The organism is Klebsiella sp. ME-303 (assembly GCF_007910085.1).
In the GTDB taxonomy this organism is placed as follows: domain Bacteria; phylum Pseudomonadota; class Gammaproteobacteria; order Enterobacterales; family Enterobacteriaceae; genus Klebsiella; species Klebsiella michiganensis.
Window position 1 is genome coordinate 182,747 of record NZ_VOJB01000061.1, and the last position, 23,011, is coordinate 205,757.

Annotated in this window: 23 protein-coding genes; 12 read left to right on the forward strand and 11 right to left on the reverse strand. The window is 56.3% G+C overall.

Annotation, left to right across the window (positions count from 1 at the left end):
* Nucleotides 1-129: 129 nt before the first annotated feature.
* Together ydfG and FQK12_RS06355 are read left to right on the forward strand one after the other, a co-directional pair.
* Entirely contained in the window at nt 130-879 is a 750-nt protein-coding gene (ydfG, locus tag FQK12_RS06350; protein WP_004851244.1) for a bifunctional NADP-dependent 3-hydroxy acid dehydrogenase/3-hydroxypropionate dehydrogenase YdfG, read from the forward strand.
* 90 nt (nt 880-969) lie between these two features.
* Complete coding sequence (locus FQK12_RS06355) at nt 970-1,656, forward strand: GntR family transcriptional regulator (RefSeq protein WP_014229523.1); 687 nt, start codon at nt 970-972, stop codon at nt 1,654-1,656.
* Between the two features lie 51 nt (nt 1,657-1,707).
* Here the strand turns inward: FQK12_RS06355 and FQK12_RS06360 are convergent, their stop codons facing one another.
* From FQK12_RS06360 to FQK12_RS06385, 6 genes are all read right to left on the reverse strand, one after another.
* A complete protein-coding gene (locus FQK12_RS06360) occupies nt 1,708-2,139 on the reverse strand; it encodes a universal stress protein (protein ID WP_004851249.1) in 432 nt (143 codons plus the stop codon).
* A gap of 277 nt (nt 2,140-2,416) precedes the next feature.
* A complete protein-coding gene (locus FQK12_RS06365; RefSeq protein WP_004851251.1) occupies nt 2,417-3,880 on the reverse strand; it encodes a mannitol dehydrogenase family protein in 1,464 nt (487 codons plus the stop codon).
* Between the two features lie 234 nt (nt 3,881-4,114).
* Complete coding sequence (locus tag FQK12_RS06370; protein ID WP_029946863.1) at nt 4,115-5,491, reverse strand: MFS transporter; 1,377 nt, start codon at nt 5,489-5,491, stop codon at nt 4,115-4,117.
* Between the two features lie 43 nt (nt 5,492-5,534).
* Nucleotides 5,535-6,554, reverse strand: a complete 1,020-nt coding sequence (locus tag FQK12_RS06375; protein WP_014229525.1) for a Zn-dependent oxidoreductase — start codon at nt 6,552-6,554, stop codon at nt 5,535-5,537.
* Between the two features lie 14 nt (nt 6,555-6,568).
* Nucleotides 6,569-7,783 carry a starvation-sensing protein RspA gene (rspA, locus tag FQK12_RS06380; protein WP_004851257.1) on the reverse strand — a complete coding sequence of 405 codons (1,215 nt, stop codon included), beginning with the start codon at nt 7,781-7,783 and terminating at the stop codon, nt 6,569-6,571.
* 205 nt (nt 7,784-7,988) lie between these two features.
* Nucleotides 7,989-8,315, reverse strand: coding sequence for a YnfA family protein (locus tag FQK12_RS06385; protein ID WP_014229526.1), 327 nt, complete (start codon nt 8,313-8,315; stop codon nt 7,989-7,991).
* Nucleotides 8,316-8,451: 136 nt separating this feature from the next.
* On the opposite strand from FQK12_RS06385, the gene FQK12_RS06390 reads away from it, so the two are divergent.
* Nucleotides 8,452-8,793 carry a DUF1283 family protein gene (locus tag FQK12_RS06390; protein ID WP_004851259.1) on the forward strand — a complete coding sequence of 114 codons (342 nt, stop codon included), beginning with the start codon at nt 8,452-8,454 and terminating at the stop codon, nt 8,791-8,793.
* Nucleotides 8,794-8,855: 62 nt separating this feature from the next.
* Nucleotides 8,856-9,416, forward strand: coding sequence for a spermidine N1-acetyltransferase (gene speG, locus FQK12_RS06395; protein ID WP_004102449.1), 561 nt, complete (start codon nt 8,856-8,858; stop codon nt 9,414-9,416).
* On the opposite strand, the gene FQK12_RS06400 is transcribed toward speG, so the two are convergent.
* On the reverse strand, nt 9,410-10,120 hold the full coding sequence (locus tag FQK12_RS06400; protein ID WP_014229527.1) for a YnfC family lipoprotein: 711 nt from the start codon (nt 10,118-10,120) through the stop codon (nt 9,410-9,412). The genes speG and FQK12_RS06400 overlap by 7 nt on opposite strands.
* 102 nt (nt 10,121-10,222) lie before the next feature.
* On the opposite strand from FQK12_RS06400, the gene FQK12_RS06405 reads away from it, so the two are divergent.
* The 6 genes from FQK12_RS06405 (at nt 10,223) to clcB (ending at nt 16,631) form a co-directional block, all read left to right on the forward strand.
* Nucleotides 10,223-10,474 (forward strand): DUF1161 domain-containing protein, encoded by a 252-nt coding sequence (locus tag FQK12_RS06405; protein WP_004119709.1) that lies wholly within the window; start codon nt 10,223-10,225, stop codon nt 10,472-10,474.
* Between the two features lie 148 nt (nt 10,475-10,622).
* The gene (gene ynfE, locus FQK12_RS06410; protein ID WP_014229528.1) at nt 10,623-13,058 is read left to right on the forward strand and encodes a selenate/tellurate reductase subunit YnfE; all 2,436 of its coding nucleotides are present in this window, start codon (nt 10,623-10,625) and stop codon (nt 13,056-13,058) included.
* A gap of 10 nt (nt 13,059-13,068) precedes the next feature.
* Nucleotides 13,069-13,686 carry a DMSO/selenate family reductase complex B subunit gene (locus FQK12_RS06415; RefSeq protein WP_014229529.1) on the forward strand — a complete coding sequence of 206 codons (618 nt, stop codon included), beginning with the start codon at nt 13,069-13,071 and terminating at the stop codon, nt 13,684-13,686.
* 1 nt (nt 13,687) lies between these two features.
* A complete protein-coding gene (locus tag FQK12_RS06420) occupies nt 13,688-14,545 on the forward strand; it encodes a DmsC/YnfH family molybdoenzyme membrane anchor subunit (RefSeq protein ID WP_014229530.1) in 858 nt (285 codons plus the stop codon).
* A 40-nt stretch (nt 14,546-14,585) separates the two neighbouring features.
* The gene (gene dmsD / locus FQK12_RS06425) at nt 14,586-15,194 is read left to right on the forward strand and encodes a Tat proofreading chaperone DmsD (protein ID WP_014229531.1); all 609 of its coding nucleotides are present in this window, start codon (nt 14,586-14,588) and stop codon (nt 15,192-15,194) included.
* 141 nt (nt 15,195-15,335) lie between these two features.
* A complete protein-coding gene (gene clcB, locus FQK12_RS06430) occupies nt 15,336-16,631 on the forward strand; it encodes a voltage-gated ClC-type chloride channel ClcB (protein ID WP_046876603.1) in 1,296 nt (431 codons plus the stop codon).
* Here clcB and bioD read toward each other — a convergent pair.
* The 3 genes from bioD to FQK12_RS06445 all read right to left on the reverse strand — a co-directional run bounded on the left by bioD (nt 16,584) and on the right by FQK12_RS06445 (nt 19,654).
* Nucleotides 16,584-17,279: a dethiobiotin synthase gene (gene bioD / locus FQK12_RS06435; RefSeq protein WP_004851267.1), complete on the reverse strand. Its 696-nt coding sequence runs from the start codon at nt 17,277-17,279 to the stop codon at nt 16,584-16,586. The genes clcB and bioD overlap by 48 nt on opposite strands.
* 127 nt (nt 17,280-17,406) lie before the next feature.
* Complete coding sequence (gene mlc / locus FQK12_RS06440; RefSeq protein ID WP_014229533.1) at nt 17,407-18,627, reverse strand: sugar metabolism global transcriptional regulator Mlc; 1,221 nt, start codon at nt 18,625-18,627, stop codon at nt 17,407-17,409.
* Between the two features lie 133 nt (nt 18,628-18,760).
* On the reverse strand, nt 18,761-19,654 hold the full coding sequence (locus FQK12_RS06445) for a LysR family transcriptional regulator (protein WP_014229534.1): 894 nt from the start codon (nt 19,652-19,654) through the stop codon (nt 18,761-18,763).
* A gap of 118 nt (nt 19,655-19,772) precedes the next feature.
* Here FQK12_RS06445 and FQK12_RS06450 point away from each other — a divergent pair, with 118 nt between their 5' ends.
* Nucleotides 19,773-21,023, forward strand: coding sequence for an MFS transporter (locus FQK12_RS06450; protein WP_014229535.1), 1,251 nt, complete (start codon nt 19,773-19,775; stop codon nt 21,021-21,023).
* Between the two features lie 35 nt (nt 21,024-21,058).
* Here the strand turns inward: FQK12_RS06450 and FQK12_RS27440 are convergent, their stop codons facing one another.
* The gene (locus FQK12_RS27440; RefSeq protein ID WP_004851273.1) at nt 21,059-21,151 is read right to left on the reverse strand and encodes a KPN_01571 family protein; all 93 of its coding nucleotides are present in this window, start codon (nt 21,149-21,151) and stop codon (nt 21,059-21,061) included.
* Nucleotides 21,152-21,451: 300 nt separating this feature from the next.
* Between FQK12_RS27440 and FQK12_RS06455 the strand changes: the two genes are divergently transcribed.
* The gene (locus tag FQK12_RS06455) at nt 21,452-22,939 is read left to right on the forward strand and encodes a carboxypeptidase M32 (RefSeq protein ID WP_014229536.1); all 1,488 of its coding nucleotides are present in this window, start codon (nt 21,452-21,454) and stop codon (nt 22,937-22,939) included.
* Nucleotides 22,940-23,011 lie beyond the last annotated feature (72 nt).

The following is a 23,011-nucleotide window of genomic DNA, read 5'->3' on the forward strand; positions in this document are numbered from 1 at the left end:
CATTGATTGACCGCAATGATTACTCTGTTCACCGCCGCGTTCGGCGGAGAGGTCTGGTGATTTCCATTACCCGTCGCCGGGATCGCGTGCTATGGTATGAAGACACAAAAATCGTTGAGGAACAGTAAGATGATTATCCTGGTTACCGGAGCAACAGCGGGTTTTGGTGAAAGCATTACTCGCCGTTTTATCGCTAACGGTCACAAAGTGATTGCCACCGGGCGTCGCGAAGAACGCCTGAAAACGCTTAAAGATGAGCTGGGCGAGAACCTTTATACCGCCCAGCTGGACGTGCGCAACCGTGCAGCCATTGAAGAGCTGATTGCCGGACTGCCGGCAGACTGGCAGGCGATTGATGTTCTCGTCAATAATGCCGGGCTGGCGCTGGGACTGGAGCCCGCGCATAAAGCCAACATTGAAGACTGGGAAGACATGATTGACACCAATAACAAAGGGCTGGTGTATATGACCCGCGCCGTTCTGCCGGGTATGGTTGAGCGTAATCGCGGCCACGTAATCAATATCGGTTCGGTCGCCGGCGCCTGGCCTTATGCTGGCGGTAACGTCTACGGCGCGACCAAAGCGTTTGTGCGTCAGTTCAGCCTCAATCTTCGTACCGACCTTCACGGTACCGCCCTTCGCGTGACCGATATTGAGCCCGGCCTGGTCGGCGGCACCGAGTTCTCTAACGTGCGCTTTAAAGGTGATGATGCTAAAGCCGAGAAAGCTTACGAAAATACTCAGGCCCTGACTCCGGAAGACGTCACCGAAGCGGTCTGGTGGGTCGCAACCCTGCCAAAACACGTCAACATTAATACCCTGGAAATCATGCCGGTCAGCCAAAGTTTTGCCGGACTGAACGTGCACCGCCAGGGCTAAGCTCTGTAACCCGGCCCGCGGGCCGGGTCTGGGCTGGAAGGCAAAAAACGCGTAAAATAGCGCAAATACCTCATATAAAAGTAATCATCCATGGCCGCAGAAGCACACCTGAATCCGACACAGCCCGTTAATCAGCAAATTTATCGTATCCTGCGTCGGGATATCGTCCATTGTCTGATCCCGCCAGGCACCCCTCTTTCGGAAAAAGAAGTCTCCGTGCGCTTTGACGTTTCCCGGCAACCGGTACGCGAAGCTTTTATAAAACTGGCTGAAAATGGCTTAATTCAGATCCGTCCGCAGCGCGGCAGCTACGTGAATAAAATCTCGCTCTCGCAGGTGCGTAACGGCTGTTTTGTCCGCCAGGCCATCGAATGCGCCGTGGTGCGACGCGCCGCCGGAATGGTGAATGATGAACAGCTCTACCAGCTTGAGCAAAATCTCAATCAGCAGCGTACGGCGGTGGAGCGGCAGCAGTTAACGGATTTTTTCCAGCTGGATGACGAATTTCATCAGAAGCTCTCGCAAATCGCCGACTGCCAGCTCGCCTGGGATACCGTCGAGAATATTAAAGCCACCATTGACCGGGTGCGCTATATGAGCCTCGATCATGTGACCCCGCCCGATATGATGCTGCGTCAGCACTATGATATTTTCCAGCCGCTGGTCGCCCGCAATCCGGATGCGGTTGAAAAAGCCATGCGCCTGCATCTGCAAGAAATTAGCGAGTCCGTGCTGCTTGTTCGTCAGGAAAACAGCGACTGGTTCAGCGAGGAATAAAACGAGTTGCGGCAGAACAGGTTATCTGCCGCGAGAGATTGATGATGACTCTTACCTGACAACCAGAACCGGTATTTTAGCGTGACGTAAAATCGACTCAGCGTTTGAACCAAGAAGATGAGTGGATATACCCGGCTTGCGGGAACCAATAACGATAACGTCAAAATCCTCATTGCCGCTCACCGCCAGAATTTCATCGCGCACGTTGCCAAAGACCACTCGGGAATGAATCCGCCCGGCGGGAATGGAGAACAGACGGGATATTGTCTTCATCTTTTTCTCAGATTCCTCACGCATATAGGCCTCAAACTTACGTATATCGGCCGCAAAACCGCGTAAAATTGAGCTGCTGCTGTTCGGCAGAACGTTGAGCAGCGTAATCTCCCCTTCATCCGCTGATGCTAAAAACTCAGCATGGCGAACCGCTTTGTCACTTAAATCCATTTCAAAAACGTCTACGGGCAGCAAAATTTTTTTGTACATAGTCCGTTCTCCTTTTTTCTGAGGAAACTTAGTAAGTTAACTCATCATGCCATATTTACTTCACCAGGAGAATGAATAATCATCCAGATAAATATTTAATTCATTAAAATAAACATCAGTTATTTATACTTAACTGTTGTTAGATAAAGTTATGTATATTCAACGATCTGGATCAAAGATTGCGCCTGACGGGAAATATATTTCTGGCGGGAAAAGCGTTCAGGGATACAGCATGAGGGCAATGCCGCCGGGACCGGCGGCACGCGGGTGAAATAAATTAGTTTGCCTGAGCCCAGGCCGCTACGGTCGCTTTTGCGCCGTGCTGCTGCAGGGATAAATAAGCGCGAACCACCGCGTTCACGAAACGGCTCTCCTGGGGCAGACTGGCACCGAAAATAGCCTCAATACCCAGCAGTGCGCGCACGCGTTCTTCGCCGTCTGCGCTATTCTGTACGGTTTGCGCAATCACCGGCAGTAAAGGATCGGAGATTTCAATCGCCTGCCCCTGGTCATCCACCCCGCTGACATAGCGCATCCAGGCCGCGACGCCCATTGCCAACAGCGTAAAGTCGCCGCCATGCGCCAGGTGCCAGCGAATCGAATCCAGCATCCGCTGCGGCAGTTTCTGACTGCCGTCCATCGCTATCTGCCAGGTGCGGTGCTTCAGCGCCGGGTTGCTATAGCGCTCGATCAGCAGACCGGCATAGCGTGCCAGATCCACACCCTGCACGTTCAGCGTCGGCGCCTGCTCCTCCAGCATCAGCGCACGCGCGGCGCGACGGTAGTTTTCGTCCTGCATACAGTCATTAATATGCTGGTATCCCGCCAGATAGCCCAGCCAGGCAAGAAACGAGTGGCTGCCGTTCAGCATGCGCAGCTTCATCTCTTCAAAGGGCAGCACGTCCGACACCAGCTCAGCGCCGGCTTTTTCCCACTGCGGACGACCGGCGACAAAGTTGTCTTCAATGACCCACTGACGAAACGGTTCGCAGGCGACGCCAGCCGGGTCGCGAACGCCGGTGAGCTGTTCAATTTTCTCCAGCGTTTCGGCAGTCACCGCCGGTACGATGCGGTCAACCATAGTAGAAGGGAAAGTGACACTGCGCGCAATCCACTCGGCTAATTCGGCATCCACGGCGCGGGCATAGGCGCAGACGACATTACGCATGACGTGACCGTTTTCCGGCATATTGTCGCAGGACATCACGCTGAAGGCCGGCAGACCTGCCGCCTTACGGCGTGCCAGCGCTTCTACCACCACGCCCGGCGCGGATTTCGGTTGATGAGGGTTTTGCAAATCGGCAACAATCAACGGGTGATCTAACTGCAGTTCACCGCTGGCCGGCGAGTGGCAGTAGCCTTTTTCGGTAATGGTCAATGACACAATAGCGACCTGAGGCTCGCACATTTTTGCCAGCACGCTTTCCAGACCATCGACCTGGGCATGCATCGCCTCTTTGACCACGCCAACAATGCGGGCGGTCCAGGCATCCGCCGACATTTCGGCGACGGTGTAAAGTAAATCCTGCTGTTGCAGATCGGCGATTTGCTGCTCGCCACCGATCAGGTTCACTTCGGTATAGCCCCAGTCGCTGCCGTGTTCTGTCGCCAGAATATCGGCATATACCGCCTGGTGAGCGCGATGAAATGCGCCAAAGCCCAAATGAACGATGCGTGGAATAAGACGGTTGCGATCGTAAGCTGGCAGCGTGGCGTTCGCTGTTAATAGCATATGTTCCATGGTGGCTCTCATATTTATGATTTCTGGATCCCCACGGTAAGTGGGTACCGGCTGGTGAAATAAACCATCTCATGCAATTGGTATGATATCTTTGACTTTTATCAACTACCATACAAGAAGATGGGCGAGTTATACTTTCGGTATTTCTGAGAATAAAAGAGTGAAAATGCCGGGCTAATGGCCCGGCATAATGTTATTTACGGCGATCATCATTCGGTGCGGAGTTTGTGTTTTTTAAATATATTGCCCGTTACCCACCGCTTTATTCTGCGGCGCGCAGTCTGCGGCGTCATTCAGCAAGCTCAGATCGCGGTCACGCACTTCAGGCATCAGAATGGCGGAAATTAAGCCAATGATGGAGTAGCACACCAGCATCACAACAATGGGCATCCAGGAACCGGTCATATTGCAGAAAATACCGGCCAGCACCGGGCCAAAGCCTACGGCGACTAATCCCCCCGCCTCTTTTGAAATTGCCATGCGGGTAAAGCGGTTACGTGAGCCGAACATTTCCGCCATGGTGATATTTTCCAGCGCAAACAGACCCAATACCGCGATATTATGAATGACGATCAGTGACGCCATGATGGTGCTCGCGCTATAGCTCTTATCCACAATAATCGACAGCATGGGATACGCCAGAATAATGGCTGAAATATTAATGATAATATAGGGTAAGCGACGCCCTACTTTATCTGACAGCCACCCAAGGAATGGGATAGTAATAAAGCCGATAACAGAGCTAATCATTAACGCATCGGTAGGGATAGCTTTATCAAACAGTAATGTTTGAACCAGATAGCCCGCGAGGAAAGTTTGCAACAATCCTGAATTTCCCGCCTGTCCGAAGCGCAGACCCGTCGCCAGCCAGAAGGACTTACTTTTCAGCATGGCGCTAAAGGTTCCTTCCTGGGTCGCTATCTCTTTCTGCAGGACGCTGTCTTCGCTCACTTTCTCAAAAACCGGGCTCTCTTTCAGATTGAGACGCAGCCAGATGGCAAAGATCATCACCACTACGCTTGCCAGGAACGGCACACGCCATCCCCACGCGACGAGCTGTTCACGGTCCAGCACGAAGAACATCACCGCCCAGATAGCCGTGGCGCTTAACGTACCGCAGTTGGTGCCCATAGCCACCAGCGAAGAGATAATTCCACGCTTACCTTTCGGCGCATATTCCGCCAGCATGGTACCCGCACCTGATATTTCGGCCCCGGCACCCAACCCCTGAATAATACGTAAAGTCACAAGCAACACCGGCGCTAAAATACCGACCTGGGCATAGGTTGGCAGCACGCCAATAAGCGTGGTACAGATCCCCATCATGGTGATGGTAATAAACAGAACCTTCTTGCGCCCAATACTGTCGCCCATTTTACCAAAAATAAAGGCGCCGACGATCCGCGCAATATAGCCCGCGCCGTAGGTTCCCATTGCCAGAATCAGCGCCATGGCGGCGGATTGCTCCGGGAAAAAAATCTCATGGAAAACCAGCGCTGCGCCAAGGGAATAGAGTTGGAAATCCATAAACTCCAGTGCCGTGCCTAACCAACCAGATACGGCTGCACGAATGAGATCGGAAGTGGTTCTCTCATTTTTTACGGTAGTCATAATGATTATCTCTAATTGTAGAATACAGAGTCCGCACCTGTTGTTATTGGCTGAAGGTTAATAAAACCTTACAGCAACGTTTCCTGTCATTTTCAAAAAGCTCCAGTGCATCGATAACATGTTGATAAGCAAATTGATGAGTAATCAGCTCCTCCGGGTTAATTAAGCCTTGTTCCAGCCACTTTATGACCACCGGGAATTTATTGGCGTTAAGACGCGACGAGAAAATAGAGAGCTCCTTGCCGGTAATACCCTGCTGTGCAACCTGCGAAGGCTCCGTCGAGAATCCCATTAAAACAATTCTCGCCGCCGGAGAAGCCAGGGTGACCGCCTCTTGTAGAATCGAGGGATGACAGGCCGCATCGATAATCAGCGTCGGTAGTACCCCCTCCGCCTTCAGCGTATCCGTCAGAGGCACGACGCTGTTATTAATCACCCAATCCGCGCCGTTACGCTGGGCCATCTCCAGGCGTTCATCAATGCGATCGACCACGATGACCTGCTTAACGCGATACACCCGCTTCAGCACCTGAATGGTCGTCAGGCCCATTGGCCCGGCGCCGTAGACCAGCGCGATATCCTGGTCGGTTGGCGAAACGTGCCCGGTAACGTTGGCCGCGATAGTGAAGGGCTCAATCATCACCGCATGTCTGTCCGTCACGTTGTTCGGAACCTGCCAGGCATTTTTCGCCGGCACCACCGCGTACTCGCTAAAACCGCCATCCCGATGCACGCCGAGCACCACCAAAGAGGTGCAGACGTTTGGTTTGCCCACCGAGCAAGGATAGCAATGGCCGCAGCTGATGACCGGATCAACGCTGACCCGCTGGCCGATGGCTTTGTCGGTAACCCCTTCTCCGATGGCGTCGATAACGCCAAAAAATTCATGGCCAATAACGCGCGGGTATTTGGCAAACGGATTGTGGCCGCGATAAATATGGCTATCGGAACCGCATATCCCCGCCAGCTTAATTTTTACCCGCACTTCGCCCGCGGCAGGCTGCGGGATCGGACGCTCTTCAATCACCAGTTCGTTGGGCTGGCGAATCACGATACTTTTCATTTTGACTTCCTTCTTTACCAGTTCCACAACGTGCCGTCTTCCAGACGCGCTACAGGCAAATAGGCCGGTTCATAGGGGTATTTCGCGGCCAGTTTTTCATCGAACTCAATTCCCAGCCCCGGTTTTTCACCCGGATGCATATAGCCGTTATCAAACGTCCAGCTGTGCGGGAAGACTTCCAGCATCTGTTCGGAATAGCCCATATATTCCTGGACGCCAAAATTCGGCACCCACAGGTCGAAGTGCAGCGCGGCCGCCATGCAGACCGGAGAAAGATCGGACGGCCCGTGTGAACCGGTGCGTACCTGATAAAGCGAGGCAAAATCGGCGATCCGACGCATCCCCGTAATCCCGCCTGCGTGGGTAATGGTGGTGCGGATATAGTCAATCAGCTGCTCTTCGATCAGCTGTTTACAATCCCAGATGCTGTTGAAGACTTCTCCGACGGCAATCGGCGTGACGGTATGCTGACGAATTAAACGGAAACATGCCTGATTCTCCGCCGGGGTCGGATCCTCCATCCAGAACAGGCGGTAATCTTCAATACTCTTGCCAAAACGCGCCGCTTCAATCGGCGTCAGGCGATGATGCATGTCGTGCAGCAGATGCTCGTTAAAGCCAAATTTTTCGCGTACCGCGGCAAACAGCTGTGGCGTAAAATCGAGATACTTCTCGGTAGACCACAGCTGCTCTTCCGGCCACTGGCCTTTGGTTGCCGGCTCGTAGGCCTGCCCTTTACCTTTCGCCATCCCGTAGGTGGTTTTCATCCCCGGCACGCCGCACTGCACGCGAATCGCTTTAAACCCCATCTCTTTGTGGCGCGCGTAGTCATCCAGCACTTCATCGATGGAGTGACCCGTGGTGTGGCAGTAGACCATCACGCCTTCGCGCGAAGCCCCGCCCAGCAGCTGGTATAGCGGCATGCCTGCGGCTTTCGCCTTGATATCCCAGAGCGCCATATCGATAGCGGAAATCGCCGACATCGTGACCGGACCACGACGCCAGTAGGCGCCCTTGTAGAAAAACTGCCAGATATCTTCGATGCGATGCGCGTCGCGGCCAATCAGCTGCGGACAGAGATGATCCCGCAGATAGGACGCAACGGACAGCTCGCGACCGTTTAGCGTCGCGTCACCTAACCCGACGATCCCGTCATCAGTGGTGACTTTAAGGGTGACGAAGTTGCGCCCCGGACAGGTGACGAAAACTTCAGCGGCAACGATCTTCATTTCTCATTCCTTACTTCTGTGCGGTTAGTGGGTAAAAGTAAACCATCAGACCTACTACCATACAAGTATAACGATCGAAAAAGACGCGGCAGATCACAGTATCTCATCGGGGATAAAAGCGGCGTGAACAGAGAAAGCGAGCGAGAAGGCAGGAAGAGATGGGCCGGGACAGCATCACCTGGCCCGGCTCACTCAGTAAAAGAGGCTATGCGCGTCCCCAGCCGGCCACAATAATCAGCATGCCGCACAGCGCAACCAGCGCGCCGGCCCAATCATAGTGGCTGAGTCTGACGCCATCGATAAAGCGCAGCCACAGCAGCGCAGTACACACGTACACCCCACCGTAAGCGGCATAAACCCGTCCGCTTGCCTCGGGGTGCAGCGTCAGAAGCCAGACAAAAAGCGCCAGCGCCAGGGCCGTCGGCATCAGCAGCCAGGGCGTCGCCCCGCGTTTTAACCAGAGCCAGGGTAAATAGCAGCCAATGATTTCGCACAGGGCGGTAGCAAAGAAAAGCAGCGTGGTTTTTAACATGCAAAGCGTCGTAAGTTGAACAAGCGTTAACGCATTCTACGCAATAATGGCCGTCGTTTACTCTGTTTTGTCGGGTATGCCGTCGAAAGGAGATGTAGTAAACTCAATCCAAGGGAATCGCTTAAAGGAAATCGTGATGAACACAACACTGAACAAACGCTGGTGCCTGACTGCCCTGCTGGCGCTGAGCGCGGTGGTCTTTACCGCATCGTCATTCGCCAAAACGGACAAGCTGGTCATCGAATCCGGCGACAGCGCCCAGAGCCGCCAGCAGGCCGCCATGGAAAAAGAGCAGTGGAATGACACCCGCACTTTACGCCAGAAGGTCAACAAGCGCGCCGAAAAAGAGTGGGATAAAGCCGACGTGGCTTTTGACGCCCAGGACAACTGCCAGAAGAGCGCGAACGTCAACGCGTACTGGGAGCCCAACACCCTGCGCTGCCTTGACCGCCGCACCGGTCGCACCATTACCCCGTAATGAATGGCGCCCGCACGGGCGCCACAATCACCAAAACTTCGCTATAACACACAGGTACTCCCATGACTGACGCTTATCACGTCAAACTCCGCCCGCTTGAGCGCGAAGATCTTCGCTTTGTCCACCAGCTCGACAACAACGCCAGCGTTATGCGCTACTGGTTTGAAGAGCCCTATGAAGCCTTTGTTGAGCTTTCCGACCTGTACGACAAACACATTCACGATCAGAGCGAACGCCGCTTTGTCATTGAATGCGACGGCGAAAAGGCCGGACTGGTTGAGCTGGTTGAAATCAACCACGTGCACCGCCGCGCCGAGTTTCAGATCATTATCTCTCCCGATTATCAGGGAAAAGGTCTGGCCACCCGCGCCGCTAAGCTCGCGATGGACTACGGCTTTATGGTGCTCAACCTGTATAAGCTCTACCTCATCGTCGATAAAGAAAATGAAAAAGCGATCCACATCTACCGCAAGCTCGGATTTATGGTGGAAGGCGAGCTGATTCATGAATTCTTTATTAACGGCGAATACCGCAATACCATCCGCATGTGCCTGTTCCAGCACCAGTATCTGGCCGAGCATAAACCGCAGGGCCAGACGCTGCTGAAACCGACGGCTCAGTAATAGTCAATAGTGCTTTTGATGGTGTAGTGGCGGGTTAACGCAGGCTGCACGCTGTCGTCGACAACCTTAAGCTCGCAGCTTACCGGGTTGTCGTGACTGTCGTAATCGCAGGTCTGGCTTACGTTGCCCAGCGCGCGGTCATTGAAGGTGCTCACTGCGGTGTAGTCCATTTTTTTGCGCGGATCGGATGACGGCGTTGAGGCCACCGTAAATTGTTCACCTTTGGCTATGGTGGTTTTGCCCAGCGGATAGCCTTCTCTATCGTAGCGGTACGTCGCTGTACTCTCCTTGCCGCGAGCGGTGACGACAAACCCGTTATCATCGGTTTCCCAGGAGACCCCCGCCGAGGGCATTTCCGCCAGCTGACATTTGCCTTGTAAACGCAGGCGCTTTTCGTGGCTTTGCGCATCCAGGTAGTAGTTAGCGTCCAGCACCAACGCCGCGCCGGTTTTATTCTCCCGATCCTCAAATGCCAGCAGGTCAAAACACCCTTCGCTGGATAAACGCCCTTTAACCCACTTCACCACCTGATCGTGTTCGTCATACAGCGTCTGGCTAAACGCTTTCACCGGCCCGCGCAGCGGATCGAACTCAAATTCGTTAGAAAAGCTGGCCATTTCCGGGGTGAAGGCCTGCGGCGCGCCCTTTTCATCGCAGGCGCTAAGCGCCCCGACAGCCAGTAACAGCAACAACCGTTTTTTCACGCGCGATTCCTTTTGTGCATAGTTCAATCATATTAGCAAATACAATTGTTTACACCACTTCTGCTATGCTTAAGTCTGGATAACGTTAATAAGGAGTTTATGATGAAACTATCACCCTGGCTATGTGCGGCTCTGCTTCTGGGTTCGACCGCTGCTTTCGCGGCGCCGGATTCCTGCGAGCGGGTAAAAAGCGATATTCAGCAAAAAATCATCAACAACGGCGTCCCGGAATCGGGCTTCAGCCTGACGATAGTCCCGAACGACCAGCCCGATCAGCCCGGCGCACAGGTTGTCGGCCACTGCGCCAACGACACCTTTAAAATCATCTATACCCGCGACAGCGGTGCGCAGTAACCTCGCCGAATGTCTGGAGAAGTCTTATCCCTCGGTTGACCAGGGATAAGATCTCTCTACTCCATTTTAAGTATCATTCCTCACTCTCCACGCCGACCTTACGAAGGCGTTGGCATTACGCCATTATAACAAAATCATGGAGTGAGCAATGTCTAACCAGGAACATACCGACGGCCTTACCCGTCGAACGCTAATCAAATCAACCGCCCTTGGCTCGCTGGCTCTCGCCGCCGGCGGTTTATCGCTGCCTTTCAGCCTGAGTCACGCCGCTGCCGCGGTGCAAGACGCCGCTCGCGGCGAGGAGCGTATCGTCTGGGGCGCCTGTTCGGTCAACTGCGGCAGCCGCTGCGCCCTGCGTTCACACGTGCGTGACGATGAAGTCGTCTGGGTCGAAACCGACAATACCGGCGCGGATATTTATGGCGATCATCAGGTGCGCGCCTGCCTGCGCGGCCGATCCATCCGCCGCCGCATTAATCATCCCGACCGCCTTAACTATCCCATGAAGCGCGTCGGCAAACGCGGCGAAGGCAAGTTTGTCCGCATTAGCTGGGAGGAGGCGCTGGATACGATCGCCGACAATCTCAAACGCATCGTCAAAGAGTATGGCAACGAAGCGGTTTATATTAACTACTCCTCCGGGATTGTCGGCGGCAATATCACCCGCTCCTCCCCTTACGCCTCGCTGGTCGCGCGTCTGATGAACTGCTACGGCGGTTTTTTAAGCCACTACGGTACCTACAGTACCGCGCAGATTTCCTGCGCGATGCCGTATACCTACGGCAGCAACGACGGCAACAGCACCTCCGATATCGAAAACAGCAAGCTGGTGGTGATGTTCGGCAATAACCCGGCGGAAACCCGCATGAGCGGCGGCGGGATCACTTACTATTTAGAACAGGCGCGAGAGCGCTCTAACGCGCGAATGATCGTTATCGACCCGCGCTACACGGACACCGCCGCCGGGCGGGAGGATGAGTGGATCCCGATTCGCCCCGGCACTGACGCCGCGCTGGTGGCGGGCATCGCCTGGGTGCTGATTAATGAAAATCTGGTCGATCAGGCGTTCCTCGATACGTACTGCGTCGGCTACGATGAAAAAACGCTGCCGGCAGATGCCCCGAAGAACGGGCATTACAAAGCGTATATTCTTGGACAGGGCGATGACGGCGTGGCGAAAACGCCGCAATGGGCCTCGCGGATCACCGGCATTCCCGTCGACCGCATCATCAAGCTGGCCAGGGAAATCGGCAGCACCAGGCCGGCTTACATTTGCCAGGGATGGGGTCCGCAGCGCCAGGCTAACGGCGAACTGACCTCCCGGGCGATCGCCATGCTGCCTATTTTGACCGGCAACGTCGGCATCAACGGCGGCAACAGCGGCGCGCGCGAGTCAACTTACACTATCACCATCGAACGCATGCCGCTGCCGGAAAACCCGGTGAAAACCCAGATCTCCTGCTTTAGCTGGACCGACGCCATCGATCGCGGCGCGGAAATGACCGCCACCCGCGACGGCGTGCGTGGCAAAGAGAAGCTGGACGTACCGATTAAATTCATCTGGAACTACGCCGGCAATACCATCATTAACCAGCACTCCGATATCAATAAGACCCACGAGATCCTGCGGGACGAAAGCAAGTGCGAGACGATCGTGGTTATCGAAAACTTTATGACCTCCTCGGCCAAATACGCCGATATCCTGCTGCCGGATCTGATGACCGTCGAGCAGGAAGACATTATTCCCAACGACTACGCCGGCAATATGGGCTATCTCATCTTTATTCAGCCGGTCACCTCCGCTAAATTCGAGCGCAAACCTATCTACTGGATCCTCAGCGAAGTGGCAAAACGGCTTGGCGAGGATGTCCACCAGAAGTTTACCGAAGGCCGTACCCAGGAGCAGTGGCTGCAGCATTTGTACGCGAAAATGCTGGCGAAAGACCCGGCGCTCCCGAGCTACGATGAACTGAAAAAGATGGGGATTTACAAGCGTAAAGACCCCAACGGTCACTTTGTGGCCTACCGCGACTTCCGCAAAGACCCGGTCGCCAACCCGCTAAAAACCCCGTCGGGTAAAATCGAGATCTACTCCAGCCGTCTGGCGGATATCGCCGCCAAATGGCAGCTGGAAAAAGACGAAACCATCAGTCCATTACCGGTATATGCTTCTACTTTCGAAGGCTGGGACGATCCTCTGCGCGAGAAATTCCCGCTGCAAATGTTCGGCTTCCACTATAAAGCGCGTACCCACTCCAGCTACGGCAATGTGGATGTCCTGCAGGCGGCCTGTCGTCAGGAGGTGTGGCTAAATCCGCTGGACGCCGAAAAGCGCGGGATTAAGAACGGCGATATGGTGCGCGTATTCAACGCCCGCGGCGAGCTGCGCATTCCGGCTAAGGTGACCCCGCGCATCATGCCCGGCGTGTCGGCAATGGGCCAGGGCGCCTGGCATGACGCCAACATGAATGGCGATCGTATCGATCGCGGATCCTGTATTAATACGCTGACGACGCACCGCCCTTCGCCGCTGGCTAAAGGCAATCCGCAGCACACCAATCTGGTCGAAATCGAGAAGGTTTAAGGAGTAAACCATGAGCGCTCAGTATGGATTTTTTATCGATTCCGCCCGCTGCACCGGCTGTAAAACCTGCGAGCTGGCCTGCAAGGATTATAAAAACCTCACGCCTGACGTGAGCTTTCGCCGCATCTACGAATACGCGGGCGGCGACTGGCAGGAGGACAACGGCGTGTGGCAGCAAAACGTCTTCGCCTATTACCTGTCCATCGCCTGCAACCACTGCGAAGACCCGGCCTGCACAAAAGTGTGCCCCAGCGGCGCCATGCACAAGCGCGATGACGGCTTTGTGGTGGTGAATGAAGCGGTGTGCATCGGCTGTCGTTACTGCCACATGGCCTGCCCGTACGGCGCGCCGCAGTACAACGCGGCAAAGGGCCATATGACCAAATGCGACGGCTGCTATGACCGGGTCGCCGAGGGTAAAAAGCCGATTTGCGTCGAGTCCTGCCCGCTGCGGGCGCTCGACTTTGGCCCCATCGAAGAACTGCGTGAAAAGCACGGTCAGCTTGCCGCCGTCGCCCCGCTGCCTTCTGCGCACTTCACCAGGCCGAGTATCGCGATCAAACCGAACGCCAACGCGCGTCCGTGCGGCGATACCACCGGCTATCTGGCCAATCCGAAGGAGGTGTAAAATGGGAAATGGATGGCATGAATGGCCGCTGGTGCTGTTTACGGTGCTGGGGCAAAGCGTCGCAGGGGCGATTATCGTCAGCGGGCTCGGCTGGCTTTCGCTGAATAATAACTCCGAAGCCCGGCAGCGCCTGGTGCGCTGCATGTTTTTTATCTGGCTGGTCATGGGGATTGGCTTTCTGGCGTCGATTATCCACCTCGGCTCGCCGCTGCGGGCATTTAACTCTCTTACCCGGGTCGGCGCATCGGCGTTAAGTAATGAAATCGCCAGCGGCGCGCTGTTTTTCGCCGTCGGAGGAGTCTGGTGGCTGCTGACGTTTCTCGGCAAAATGCCGGCAATCCTGGCCAAGGCCTGGCTTCTGCTCACCATGCTGCTCGGCTGCCTGTTCGTCCTCGAGATGACCCTGGTCTATCAAATTAATACCGTGCCGACCTGGTATAATGCCTACACCACCGCCGCCTTCTTCCTGACGATGGTGCTGTGCGGGCCGCTTTTCGCCGCCCTGTTGCTGCGGGTAGCCAACGTGCCTTTTAACGGCACGGTCTTCGCGTCGATGAGCGTCCTCGCGCTGCTGGCAAGCCTGGCCGTGGTCATTTTGCAGAACAGCGAACTGGCGGAGATCCGCAGTTCCGTGCAGCAGGCCAGCGCCCTGCTGCCAAACTACGGCTGGCTACAAATCCTGCGTTTAGCATTTTTGACGCTGGGCCTTGGCTGCTGGATCTGCCCGCTGGCAAGAAAGAAAAACCCGCGCATCGCCAGCCTGCTGCTCGGACTGATACTGGTATTACTCGGCGAGTTTATCGGTCGCGGCCTGTTTTATGGCCTACATATGACCGTCGGTACGGCGATTGCCGGTTAATGAATGGGTGCCGCGGCACCCTCTGCAGTAAGGAATAGATATGATGCAATCGCAAGACCGCGATGCCGTCGTACTCAGCGCCCGTACGCTGGGGGCGTTGTTCTCTTATGCTCCGGGCAGCGAGCAGGCTGCTCCGCTGGTTGCCGCCCTGCGCGACGGCAGCTGGCAAAGTCAGTGGCCCTGGCCGGTCGCGAACGGCCTGGCGGCGCAGTTCGCTCTCGAAGACGATGAACCGCTGGCGGACGCCTGGCAGCGGCTGTTCATCGGCCCGTGGGCGCTGCCTGCGCCGCCGTGGGGCTCCGTCTGGCTGGATAAAGAAAGCGTGCTGTTTGGCGACTCTACGCTGGCGCTGCGCGAGTGGATGCGGGCTAACGGCATCGGTTTGTCTGAGCAACGCGCTGAACCGGAAGACCACTTCGGTACGCTGCTGCTGCTGGCGGCCTGGCTTTGTGAATCCGGTCAGGATGAGGCATTTAACCAGCTTCTGGCCTGGCATCTTCTCCCGTGGTCGGGCCGTTTTCTGAGCGTGTTTATTGCCGGGGCGGGAAACCCTTTTTATCAGGCTCTTGGTCAGCTGGCGCAAGAAACGCTGGCGCGATGGCAGGCGCGGCTGCCCTGCGCGGTCGCGGATAAGCCGCTCTACCGCTAATGCCCTGACGTTATGCCCGCCCGCCGGGCATAACGCACTTCGTGACAACGTCACATTTAATCTCTTTCGCACTTATCGCTTTTGCGTCTATGCTTATTCCCGGTAAAAATAAGCCCCATTTCCCGTTAACCGAATTCGCTGATGCATCGTCTTCACGCTTATCCTGATGTTCAGGTTATGTTTCGCCGCATGGTTATCGCCATGCTGGTCGGCGTCCTCGCCGCGCTCGCGGTTGCCCTGTTTCGCCATGCGATGACCGGTCTGGAAAGCCTGTTTCTGAGCAATGACAGCGGAAGCCTGGTGAACGCCGCCGAGTCGTTGCCACCATGGCGTCGGTTGCTGACGCCCGCGCTTGGCGGCCTTGCGGCTGGTGCCCTGCTCTGGCTCTGGCAGCGCCGCACCCTTGCGCGGCCCCGTGCGCCAACCGACTATATGGAAGCGCTCGAGACCGGCGACGGCGTGTTTGATACGCCAGCCAGCCTGGTAAAATCGCTGGCCTCTCTGCTGGTGGTGACGACCGGCAGCGCCATCGGTCGCGAGGGGGCGATGATCCTGCTGGCGGCGCTGGCCGCGTCGCTGTTCGCCCGCCGCTTTACGCCAAAAGAAGAGTGGAAGCTATGGGTAGCCTGCGGCGCCGCCGCCGGGATGGCCAGCGCTTACCACGCTCCGCTGGCCGGGAGCCTGTTTATCGCCGAGATCTTATTCGGTACCCTGATGCTGGCGTCGCTTGGCCCGGTGGTGATTGCCGCGGTGGTGGCCCTGCTGCTGACCAATCTGCTGAACGGCGATTCGGCTCCGCTGTATCACGTTGAATTCCACGAAACCCTGAGCGCGACGCACTATGCGCTGATGCTGGCGACGGCGCTGCTGGCCGGGCTTTGCGGGCCGCTGTTTATCTGGCTGATGAGCTATAGCCACCGGTGCTTTGTCCGGCTGCACCTGTCGCCCCCGTGGCAGCTGGCGCTGGGCGGCCTTATCGTCGGTCTGCTGTCGCTGCTCGCGCCGGCCGTCTGGGGAAATGGCTATAGCGTTGTGCAAAGCTATCTTCTTTCGCCGCCGCTCTTCAGCGCCATGATTGTGGTGTTTGTCTGCAAGCTGCTCGCCGTGCTGGCCAGCAGCGGTTCCGGCGCGCCGGGCGGCGTTTTTACCCCAACGCTGTTTGTTGGGCTGGGGATCGGCATGCTGTTCGCCAGCCTGACCGGGCTATGGCTACCTGATTACCAGGCTATCGCGATAGTGGTTGGCTTAACCGGCATGGCGGCGTTTCTGGCAGCCACCACCCACGCGCCGATTATGTCCACGCTGATGATTTGTGAAATGACCGGACAATACGTTTTACTGCCCGGTTTACTGATTGCCAGCGTACTGGCGTCGGTGCTGTCGCGGACGTTACGCCGGGATTCTATCTACCGCCATCACCTCGCCGAGTATCGATAAGTCGATATACTGGCTCAGTTCACGCTGCTCCGCGCGCGGTAAGTAAGGCAGTTCACCGATCAGCGGCGCCGGCAGCTTTTTGCTCAGCACCTCGATGATTTCAGCATAATGCGCCAGGCCTGGGTTAATCCGGTTGGCCACCCAGCCGATCAGCGGCAGGCCGTCGTTGGCAATCGCCTGCGCGGTCAGCAGAGCATGATTGATACAGCCTTCCTGAATGCCGACGACCATTAACACCGGCAGCTGTTCCTGCACCACCCATTCCGAAAGCGGACGCAGGTCGTTCATCAGGCTGCGCCAGCCGCCGGTACCTTCAACCACCACATGTTCAACCTGGCCGCTGAGGCGCTGGAGACCATCCGACAGCAGTCCGTAGTTGATCGGGCAACTGTGCGCCACGCTGCTTTCATCTTCGCTTAACGCGATGGGATTGACAGCTTCATACGGTAACACCAGCGATGACACGCTCTGTAAGACCAGCGCATCTTTGTTCCGCAGTCCGTCCGGCGTCTCTTTACTGCCCTTCGCCACAGGCTTGTACCCGGCGACGCTTTTGCCGCTGGCAGCCAGTGCCTGCAACAGCGCACGGGAAACCACCGTCTTGCCGACAGCGGTGTCAGTACCTGTTATGAAGAAACGCTTAAACATCACTAACCCCACAGTTATGTTGATGAAATATACGGGAGAGAAATAATCAACTGTGGAAAAAGTCTACGCGATGCTGCCGGAAGCCAGCTTGAGATAGCGCAATTTTTGGTGTGAATATGAAAAAATGTTAACCCTGTAACAGTCGTATCAGCAGCGATCCGTTATAGAGGGCATCCTTTACCAGGGCCGCGCCAGCCATCGTTCCCCGGTTAGAAAACTGGGTGCTTTCCACGGCAATATGTCGGCTATAGGCTGGTAACGATTGTTGTCGAATACAATCAGATATTGCCGGAAACAGGATATCCGCGGCAAGATTGAAGGGAGAGCCGATAAGGATTTTCTGCGGGTTAAAGAGGTTAACCATAATCGCCAGAATCCGTCCAACGTGGTTCCCGACGCCGCTGATAATGTCCCGCGCCAGTAAATCCCCCTGCAGCGCGGCCTGACATAGCCATTCAACGCTCAGCGGCTGCTGATGCAGCATTGAGCTCATCGACTTCGCCATGCGGATCTGCGCCAGTTCCAGCACACTCTCCACGCTGGCAATGGTTTCCAGACAGCCATGGTTACCGCAATAGCAGCGTTTACCATACGGGTCGACCTGGGTGTGGCCGATTTCGACCAGACTGCTGCTGCCCGCGTGCAGCAGACGACCGTCGGTGATCACGCCCGCGCCAACGTTATGGTCGATCACCACCTGAATCACATCTCGCGCTCCCCGGGAGGCGCCAAACAGCGATTCGGCCATGGTCCAGGCGCTGATATCGTGCTGAATATAAACCGATACGCCGGTATGATTGGCTAAGATTTCGCCCAGCGGCATGTCTTTAACGTCTTCATAAAACGGCATCCGGTGGATGATTCCGTGCTCGGTATCGATGATCCCCGGCATGGTGACGGCGATGGCGGTTAAACGCTCCAGCTTCTTTTGGTGACGAATAAAGAACTGGTCAACCTGATCGAGCAGCCGGCTCGCGAAGGGCTGAACGTGCTGTAACGCCAGTTCCAGCTGCTCTTCCACCACCAGCGCGCTGCTTAAATCCCGTAGCGCGAGGTGGATCTCGCCGCGGCTGATGCGGATAGAGAGGTAGTGCCAGGCTTCGGTTTCCACCATCAAGCCAACGGCAGGCCTTCCCCGGCTCCCTGGCTCCTGGATCTCCGTCTCCTGGACCAGATGCGCTTCCAGCATTTCGCGGACGATTTTGGTGATGCTGGCAGGGGCCAGCTGCGCGAAGCGCGAGAGGTCGATGCGCGACACCGGGCCAAGCTGATCAATCAGGCGATAAACCGCGCCCGCGTTGGTCTGCTTAATTTGATCGATATGGCCTGGCTGACTGTCCGCTACCACCGTTGACTCCCTTTATTTTCGCGCTTCGAAATAAACTGATGGCTATGGTGAAGCACTTCAACGGTACTCGTCAAATTTTTGCTTAGCCTTGTGATTTACCGCACATTTTTAGCCGTTATTTGTCCTAAATGTCTCATGTGGCGCTGGCAAGCAGCGATTCACGAAAACGCCGGGCCGCTTGCCCCTGTTCGTGATGCTTCGACCACACCAGCCACATTTCCGACACCGCGTCCTGCTCTTCGATCGGCAGCCAGCACATTTCCAACAGCTGGACCCGCCTGAAGGACGCCGGTAAAATCGACACGCCAAGCCCGGCGGCCACCAGGCCGATAATCGTCATTGCCTCCCCCACCTCCTGGGTGATGGCTGGCGTCAGGTCGTAGCGGCGCATCAAGCCCAGAATGTCGTCATACAGCCCGGTACCCACATGGGGATCGAAAAACACGAACGGCTCCCGCGCCAGTTCCCGCAGGCTTACGCGCGGCTGGCTGGCCAGCGGATGATCGCGGGGTACCATCGCCAGCAGCGGTTCGCGCAGCACTCTTTCCCAGGCCAGGGTATCCGGCAGCTGGGTATTACGCATCAGTCCCAGATCCAGCGCGCCTTCGTTCAGCGGCACAATCTGCTCGCGCGTGTTGGTTTCCCGCGTCTGAATATGCACATCGGGATAGCGGCGGCGAAAGGTCGACAGCGTGTCGGAAACCGCCTTGATAAAGGGGGCCGATGAGGTAAAGCCAATGCGCAGCTCGCCGGTTTCGCCGTGGTGAAGCCGAGCCGCGCGCGCGGCAGCATCATCGACCTGCGAGAGGATCTGCCGGCTATCGGCGAGAAACTGCCTTCCGGCTTCGGTCAGGCTGACGCTGCGATTAGTACGAGCAAACAGACGCGCGCCAATTTGCTGTTCAAGGATTTGAATCTGCTGGCTAAGCGGCGGCTGAGAGATATTTAACCGCGCCGCCGCATGGCCAAAATGGAGCTCTTCCGCCACGGCAATAAAATAGCGCAGATGGCGCAGTTCAATATTCATATTTAAAACGTCTTATTTGAGATTATTAATATATTAGACAGAATATTTACATTTTCATACCCTGAATAAGTGGCCATTGCGGTCACTTAACTCTCTGTATATCAGCAAGGATTTTTCCGTGAGTCGTACAACTACCGTTGACACCGCCCCGGCAAACGACGTCAGCGACATCATCGCTCCTCAGCCAAACCAGTTTATCAAACGCGGTACTCCGCAATTTATTCGCGTCACTCTCGCCCTCTTTTCTGCCGGACTGGCGACGTTCGCGCTGCTTTATTGCGTCCAGCCGATCCTCCCGGTGCTTTCCAGTGAATTCGGCGTCTCGCCGGCCAGCAGCAGTATCTCGCTGTCGATTTCCACGGCGATGCTGGCGGTCGGCCTGCTGTTTACCGGTCCGCTGTCCGACGCTATTGGCCGCAAACAGGTGATGGTTACCGCGCTGGTGCTGGCCTCCTGCTGCTCACTGCTGTCGACGATGATGTCCAGCTGGCATGGGATCCTGATGATGCGCGCCCTGATCGGCCTGTCGCTGAGCGGCGTGGCGGCGGTCGGCATGACCTATCTGAGCGAAGAGATTCACCCCAGCGTGGTGGCGTTCTCAATGGGTCTTTATATCAGCGGAAACTCCATTGGCGGCATGAGCGGCCGTCTGCTGACGGGGGTATTTACCGATTTCTTCGGCTGGCGGATAGCGCTGGCGGTCATTAGCGGCTTCGCGCTGGCGGCCGCGCTGATGTTCTGGCGCATCCTGCCGGAATCGCGCCACTTCCGTCCAACCTCGCTGCGGCCAAAATCGCTGCTGATCAACTTCCGCCTGCACTGGCGCGATCGCGGGCTGCCGCTGCTGTTTCTTGAGGGTTTCTTGTTAATGGGGTCATTCGTGACGCTGTTTAACTATATCGGTTACCGCCTGATGCTTTCGCCGTGGTCCCTCAGCCAGGCGGTCGTTGGCCTGCTATCGGTGGCCTATTTGACCGGTACCTGGAGTTCGCCGAAAGCCGGGGCCATGACCGTTCGCTACGGCCGCGGCCCGGTGCTGCTGTTCTCGACTGCGGTGATGCTCGGTGGCCTGCTGCTGACCCTGTTCTCGTCGCTGTGGCTGATTTTTATCGGCATGCTGCTGTTTTCCGCGGGTTTTTTCGCGGCCCACTCGGTGGCCAGCAGCTGGATTGGCCCGCGCGCGCGTCGTGCCCGCGGCCAGGCGTCATCGCTCTATTTATTCAGCTACTATCTGGGTTCCAGTATGGCGGGGACGTTAGGCGGCGTATTCTGGCATAACTACGGCTGGAACGGCGTAGGTGGGTTTATCGCGCTGATGCTGCTGGCGGCGCTGCTCACCGGCGCGTGTCTACACAAGCGACTGAAATAACGCAGATTAACGTGGCCTGAAACGGGCCACGCTCTTCACCACATCCCCAGTACCGACGACATTCCCAACAGTTCTCTAACGGCATCGACGGAAAGCAGTGCTATAAACAGCCAGGTAAACGGATTCATAATCCACCTCGCATCGGCGGCCCGTGCCTGCATTAAGTTTAGCCGTAGTTCAGAGAAAGCGTCTGCTACTTTACGCACATCTGGATTATTTCGAGCCAAACATAAAATACGCAATCGATTAATCACTACATTATGCTGATGCTTGCGTCGAGCGGGCGAGCCGACGCTGTGGGCAATTTCCCATTAACGTCGGGGTGATTTATGTCGAAAGCGCCCGCATCCCTCGACCCCACCGGCGGATCGCGATAGTGTAGGCCCACGAAAAAGCTTTTGTTCACTTGCCACCGTCAGAGTGTAAACATGACCGAAAATAAAAATTATCATCAGCTTACCCGCACCTTCCAGCGACTCTCCCGCTTCTCGCATCTTTCCGCCATCGCCGGCTGGGATATGTTCGCCATGATGCCCCCCGGCGGCAGCGCGGCCCGCGGCGAAGCGCTGGCCGAGCTTGGCGTTTTGCAGCATCAGATCCTGACCGATAAAAAAGTGGGTGAATGGCTGCAGAATGCGCTTCAGGAAGAGCTAAATGATGTGGAACAGGCCAACCTGCGCGAAATGACCCGTCAGTACGAACAGGCGGCGCTGCTGCCGGAAAGCCTGGTGGAAGCGAAATCGCTGGCGGGTAGCCGCTGCGAGCACGCCTGGCGCAGCCAGCGTCCGGCGAACGACTGGCAGGGTTTTGCCGAGAACCTGCGTGACGTCGTCAAACTGAGTCGCGAAGAGGCGCAGATTCGGGCTGCGGCAAAAGGCGGTTCCCGCTACGACGCGCTGCTGGATATTTTTGAACCCGATATGACCAGCGCCCGTCTTGACGTACTGTTCGCGGATCTGAAATCCTGGCTTCCTTCGCTGCTGGAGAAGGTGGTTGAGAAGCAGGCGCAAACGCCGCTCATCGAACCTCAAGGGCCGTTTCCGATTGCCGACCAGCGCGAACTGGGGCTGGAGGCGATGCGCGTGCTGGGATTTGATTTTGACGGCGGACGTCTGGATATCAGCGCCCACCCGTTCTGTGGCGGCGTGCCCCAGGACGTCCGTATCACCACGCGCTACAACGAAAACGACCTGCTCAGCGCGCTGTTTGGCGTCATTCACGAAACCGGCCACGCGCGCTATGAACAAAACCTGCCGCGCAACTGGCTCGATCAGCCCATTGCCCTCGCCCGCTCCACGGCGATCCATGAATCGCAAAGCCTGTTTTTCGAGATGCAGCTTGGCCGTAGCGACGCCTTCCTGCAGCGCCTGCTGCCAACGGTACGCCAGTACTTTGGTGAACAGCCGGCCTTTAGCCGCGAAAACTTCATCGCTTGGAACCAGCGCGTCAAACCGGGCTTTATCCGCGTCGACGCTGACGAAGTGAGCTATCCGGCACACGTTATTCTGCGCTACGAAATTGAACGCGCGCTGATTGATGGCGATATTGAGGTCGAGGATATTCCGGCGCTGTGGGATGAAAAAATGCAGCACTGGCTGGGACTTTCCACCCTCGGCAACTATCGCGACGGCTGTATGCAGGATATCCACTGGACCGACGGCGGTTTTGGCTATTTCCCTTCCTACACGCTTGGCGCGATGTACGCCGCTCAGCTGATGGCTTCCGCCAGACGGGCGCTACCGCAGCTGGAAAGCGATATCGCCAACGGTAACTTCAGCGCCCTGTTTGACTGGCTGCGGCAAAATATCTGGCAGCACGGTAGCCGTTTTACCACCTCGCAGCTGATTCAGCATGCAACCGGAGAAGACCTTAACAGCGACTATTTCCGCCAGCACCTTACCTCGCGTTATCTGTAAATCACCGGCGTCGGGCCGCGCCCGACGCCGTGTCCCATCGTTGTAGCAGCGCGTTGTACATATGGTTACACG

Bases quoted from the DNA above. Each gene is read 5' to 3' on its own strand.
- ydfG (WP_004851244.1), top strand. From the start codon at position 130: ATGATTATCCTGGTTACCGGAGCAACAGCGGGTTTTGGTGAAAGCATT.
- FQK12_RS06355 (WP_014229523.1), top strand. From the start codon at position 970: ATGGCCGCAGAAGCACACCTGAATCCGACACAGCCCGTTAATCAGCAA.
- FQK12_RS06360 (WP_004851249.1), bottom strand. From the start codon at position 2,139: ATGTACAAAAAAATTTTGCTGCCCGTAGACGTTTTTGAAATGGATTTA.
- FQK12_RS06365 (WP_004851251.1), bottom strand. From the start codon at position 3,880: ATGGAACATATGCTATTAACAGCGAACGCCACGCTGCCAGCTTACGAT.
- FQK12_RS06370 (WP_029946863.1), bottom strand. From the start codon at position 5,491: ATGACTACCGTAAAAAATGAGAGAACCACTTCCGATCTCATTCGTGCA.
- FQK12_RS06375 (WP_014229525.1), bottom strand. From the start codon at position 6,554: ATGAAAAGTATCGTGATTCGCCAGCCCAACGAACTGGTGATTGAAGAG.
- rspA (WP_004851257.1), bottom strand. From the start codon at position 7,783: ATGAAGATCGTTGCCGCTGAAGTTTTCGTCACCTGTCCGGGGCGCAAC.
- FQK12_RS06385 (WP_014229526.1), bottom strand. From the start codon at position 8,315: ATGTTAAAAACCACGCTGCTTTTCTTTGCTACCGCCCTGTGCGAAATC.
- FQK12_RS06390 (WP_004851259.1), top strand. From the start codon at position 8,452: ATGAACACAACACTGAACAAACGCTGGTGCCTGACTGCCCTGCTGGCG.
- speG (WP_004102449.1), top strand. From the start codon at position 8,856: ATGACTGACGCTTATCACGTCAAACTCCGCCCGCTTGAGCGCGAAGAT.
- FQK12_RS06405 (WP_004119709.1), top strand. From the start codon at position 10,223: ATGAAACTATCACCCTGGCTATGTGCGGCTCTGCTTCTGGGTTCGACC.
- ynfE (WP_014229528.1), top strand. From the start codon at position 10,623: ATGTCTAACCAGGAACATACCGACGGCCTTACCCGTCGAACGCTAATC.
- FQK12_RS06415 (WP_014229529.1), top strand. From the start codon at position 13,069: ATGAGCGCTCAGTATGGATTTTTTATCGATTCCGCCCGCTGCACCGGC.
- FQK12_RS06420 (WP_014229530.1), top strand. From the start codon at position 13,688: ATGGGAAATGGATGGCATGAATGGCCGCTGGTGCTGTTTACGGTGCTG.
- dmsD (WP_014229531.1), top strand. From the start codon at position 14,586: ATGATGCAATCGCAAGACCGCGATGCCGTCGTACTCAGCGCCCGTACG.
- clcB (WP_046876603.1), top strand. From the start codon at position 15,336: ATGCATCGTCTTCACGCTTATCCTGATGTTCAGGTTATGTTTCGCCGC.
- bioD (WP_004851267.1), bottom strand. From the start codon at position 17,279: ATGTTTAAGCGTTTCTTCATAACAGGTACTGACACCGCTGTCGGCAAG.
- FQK12_RS06445 (WP_014229534.1), bottom strand. From the start codon at position 19,654: ATGAATATTGAACTGCGCCATCTGCGCTATTTTATTGCCGTGGCGGAA.
- FQK12_RS27440 (WP_004851273.1), bottom strand. From the start codon at position 21,151: ATGAATCCGTTTACCTGGCTGTTTATAGCACTGCTTTCCGTCGATGCC.
- FQK12_RS06455 (WP_014229536.1), top strand. From the start codon at position 21,452: ATGACCGAAAATAAAAATTATCATCAGCTTACCCGCACCTTCCAGCGA.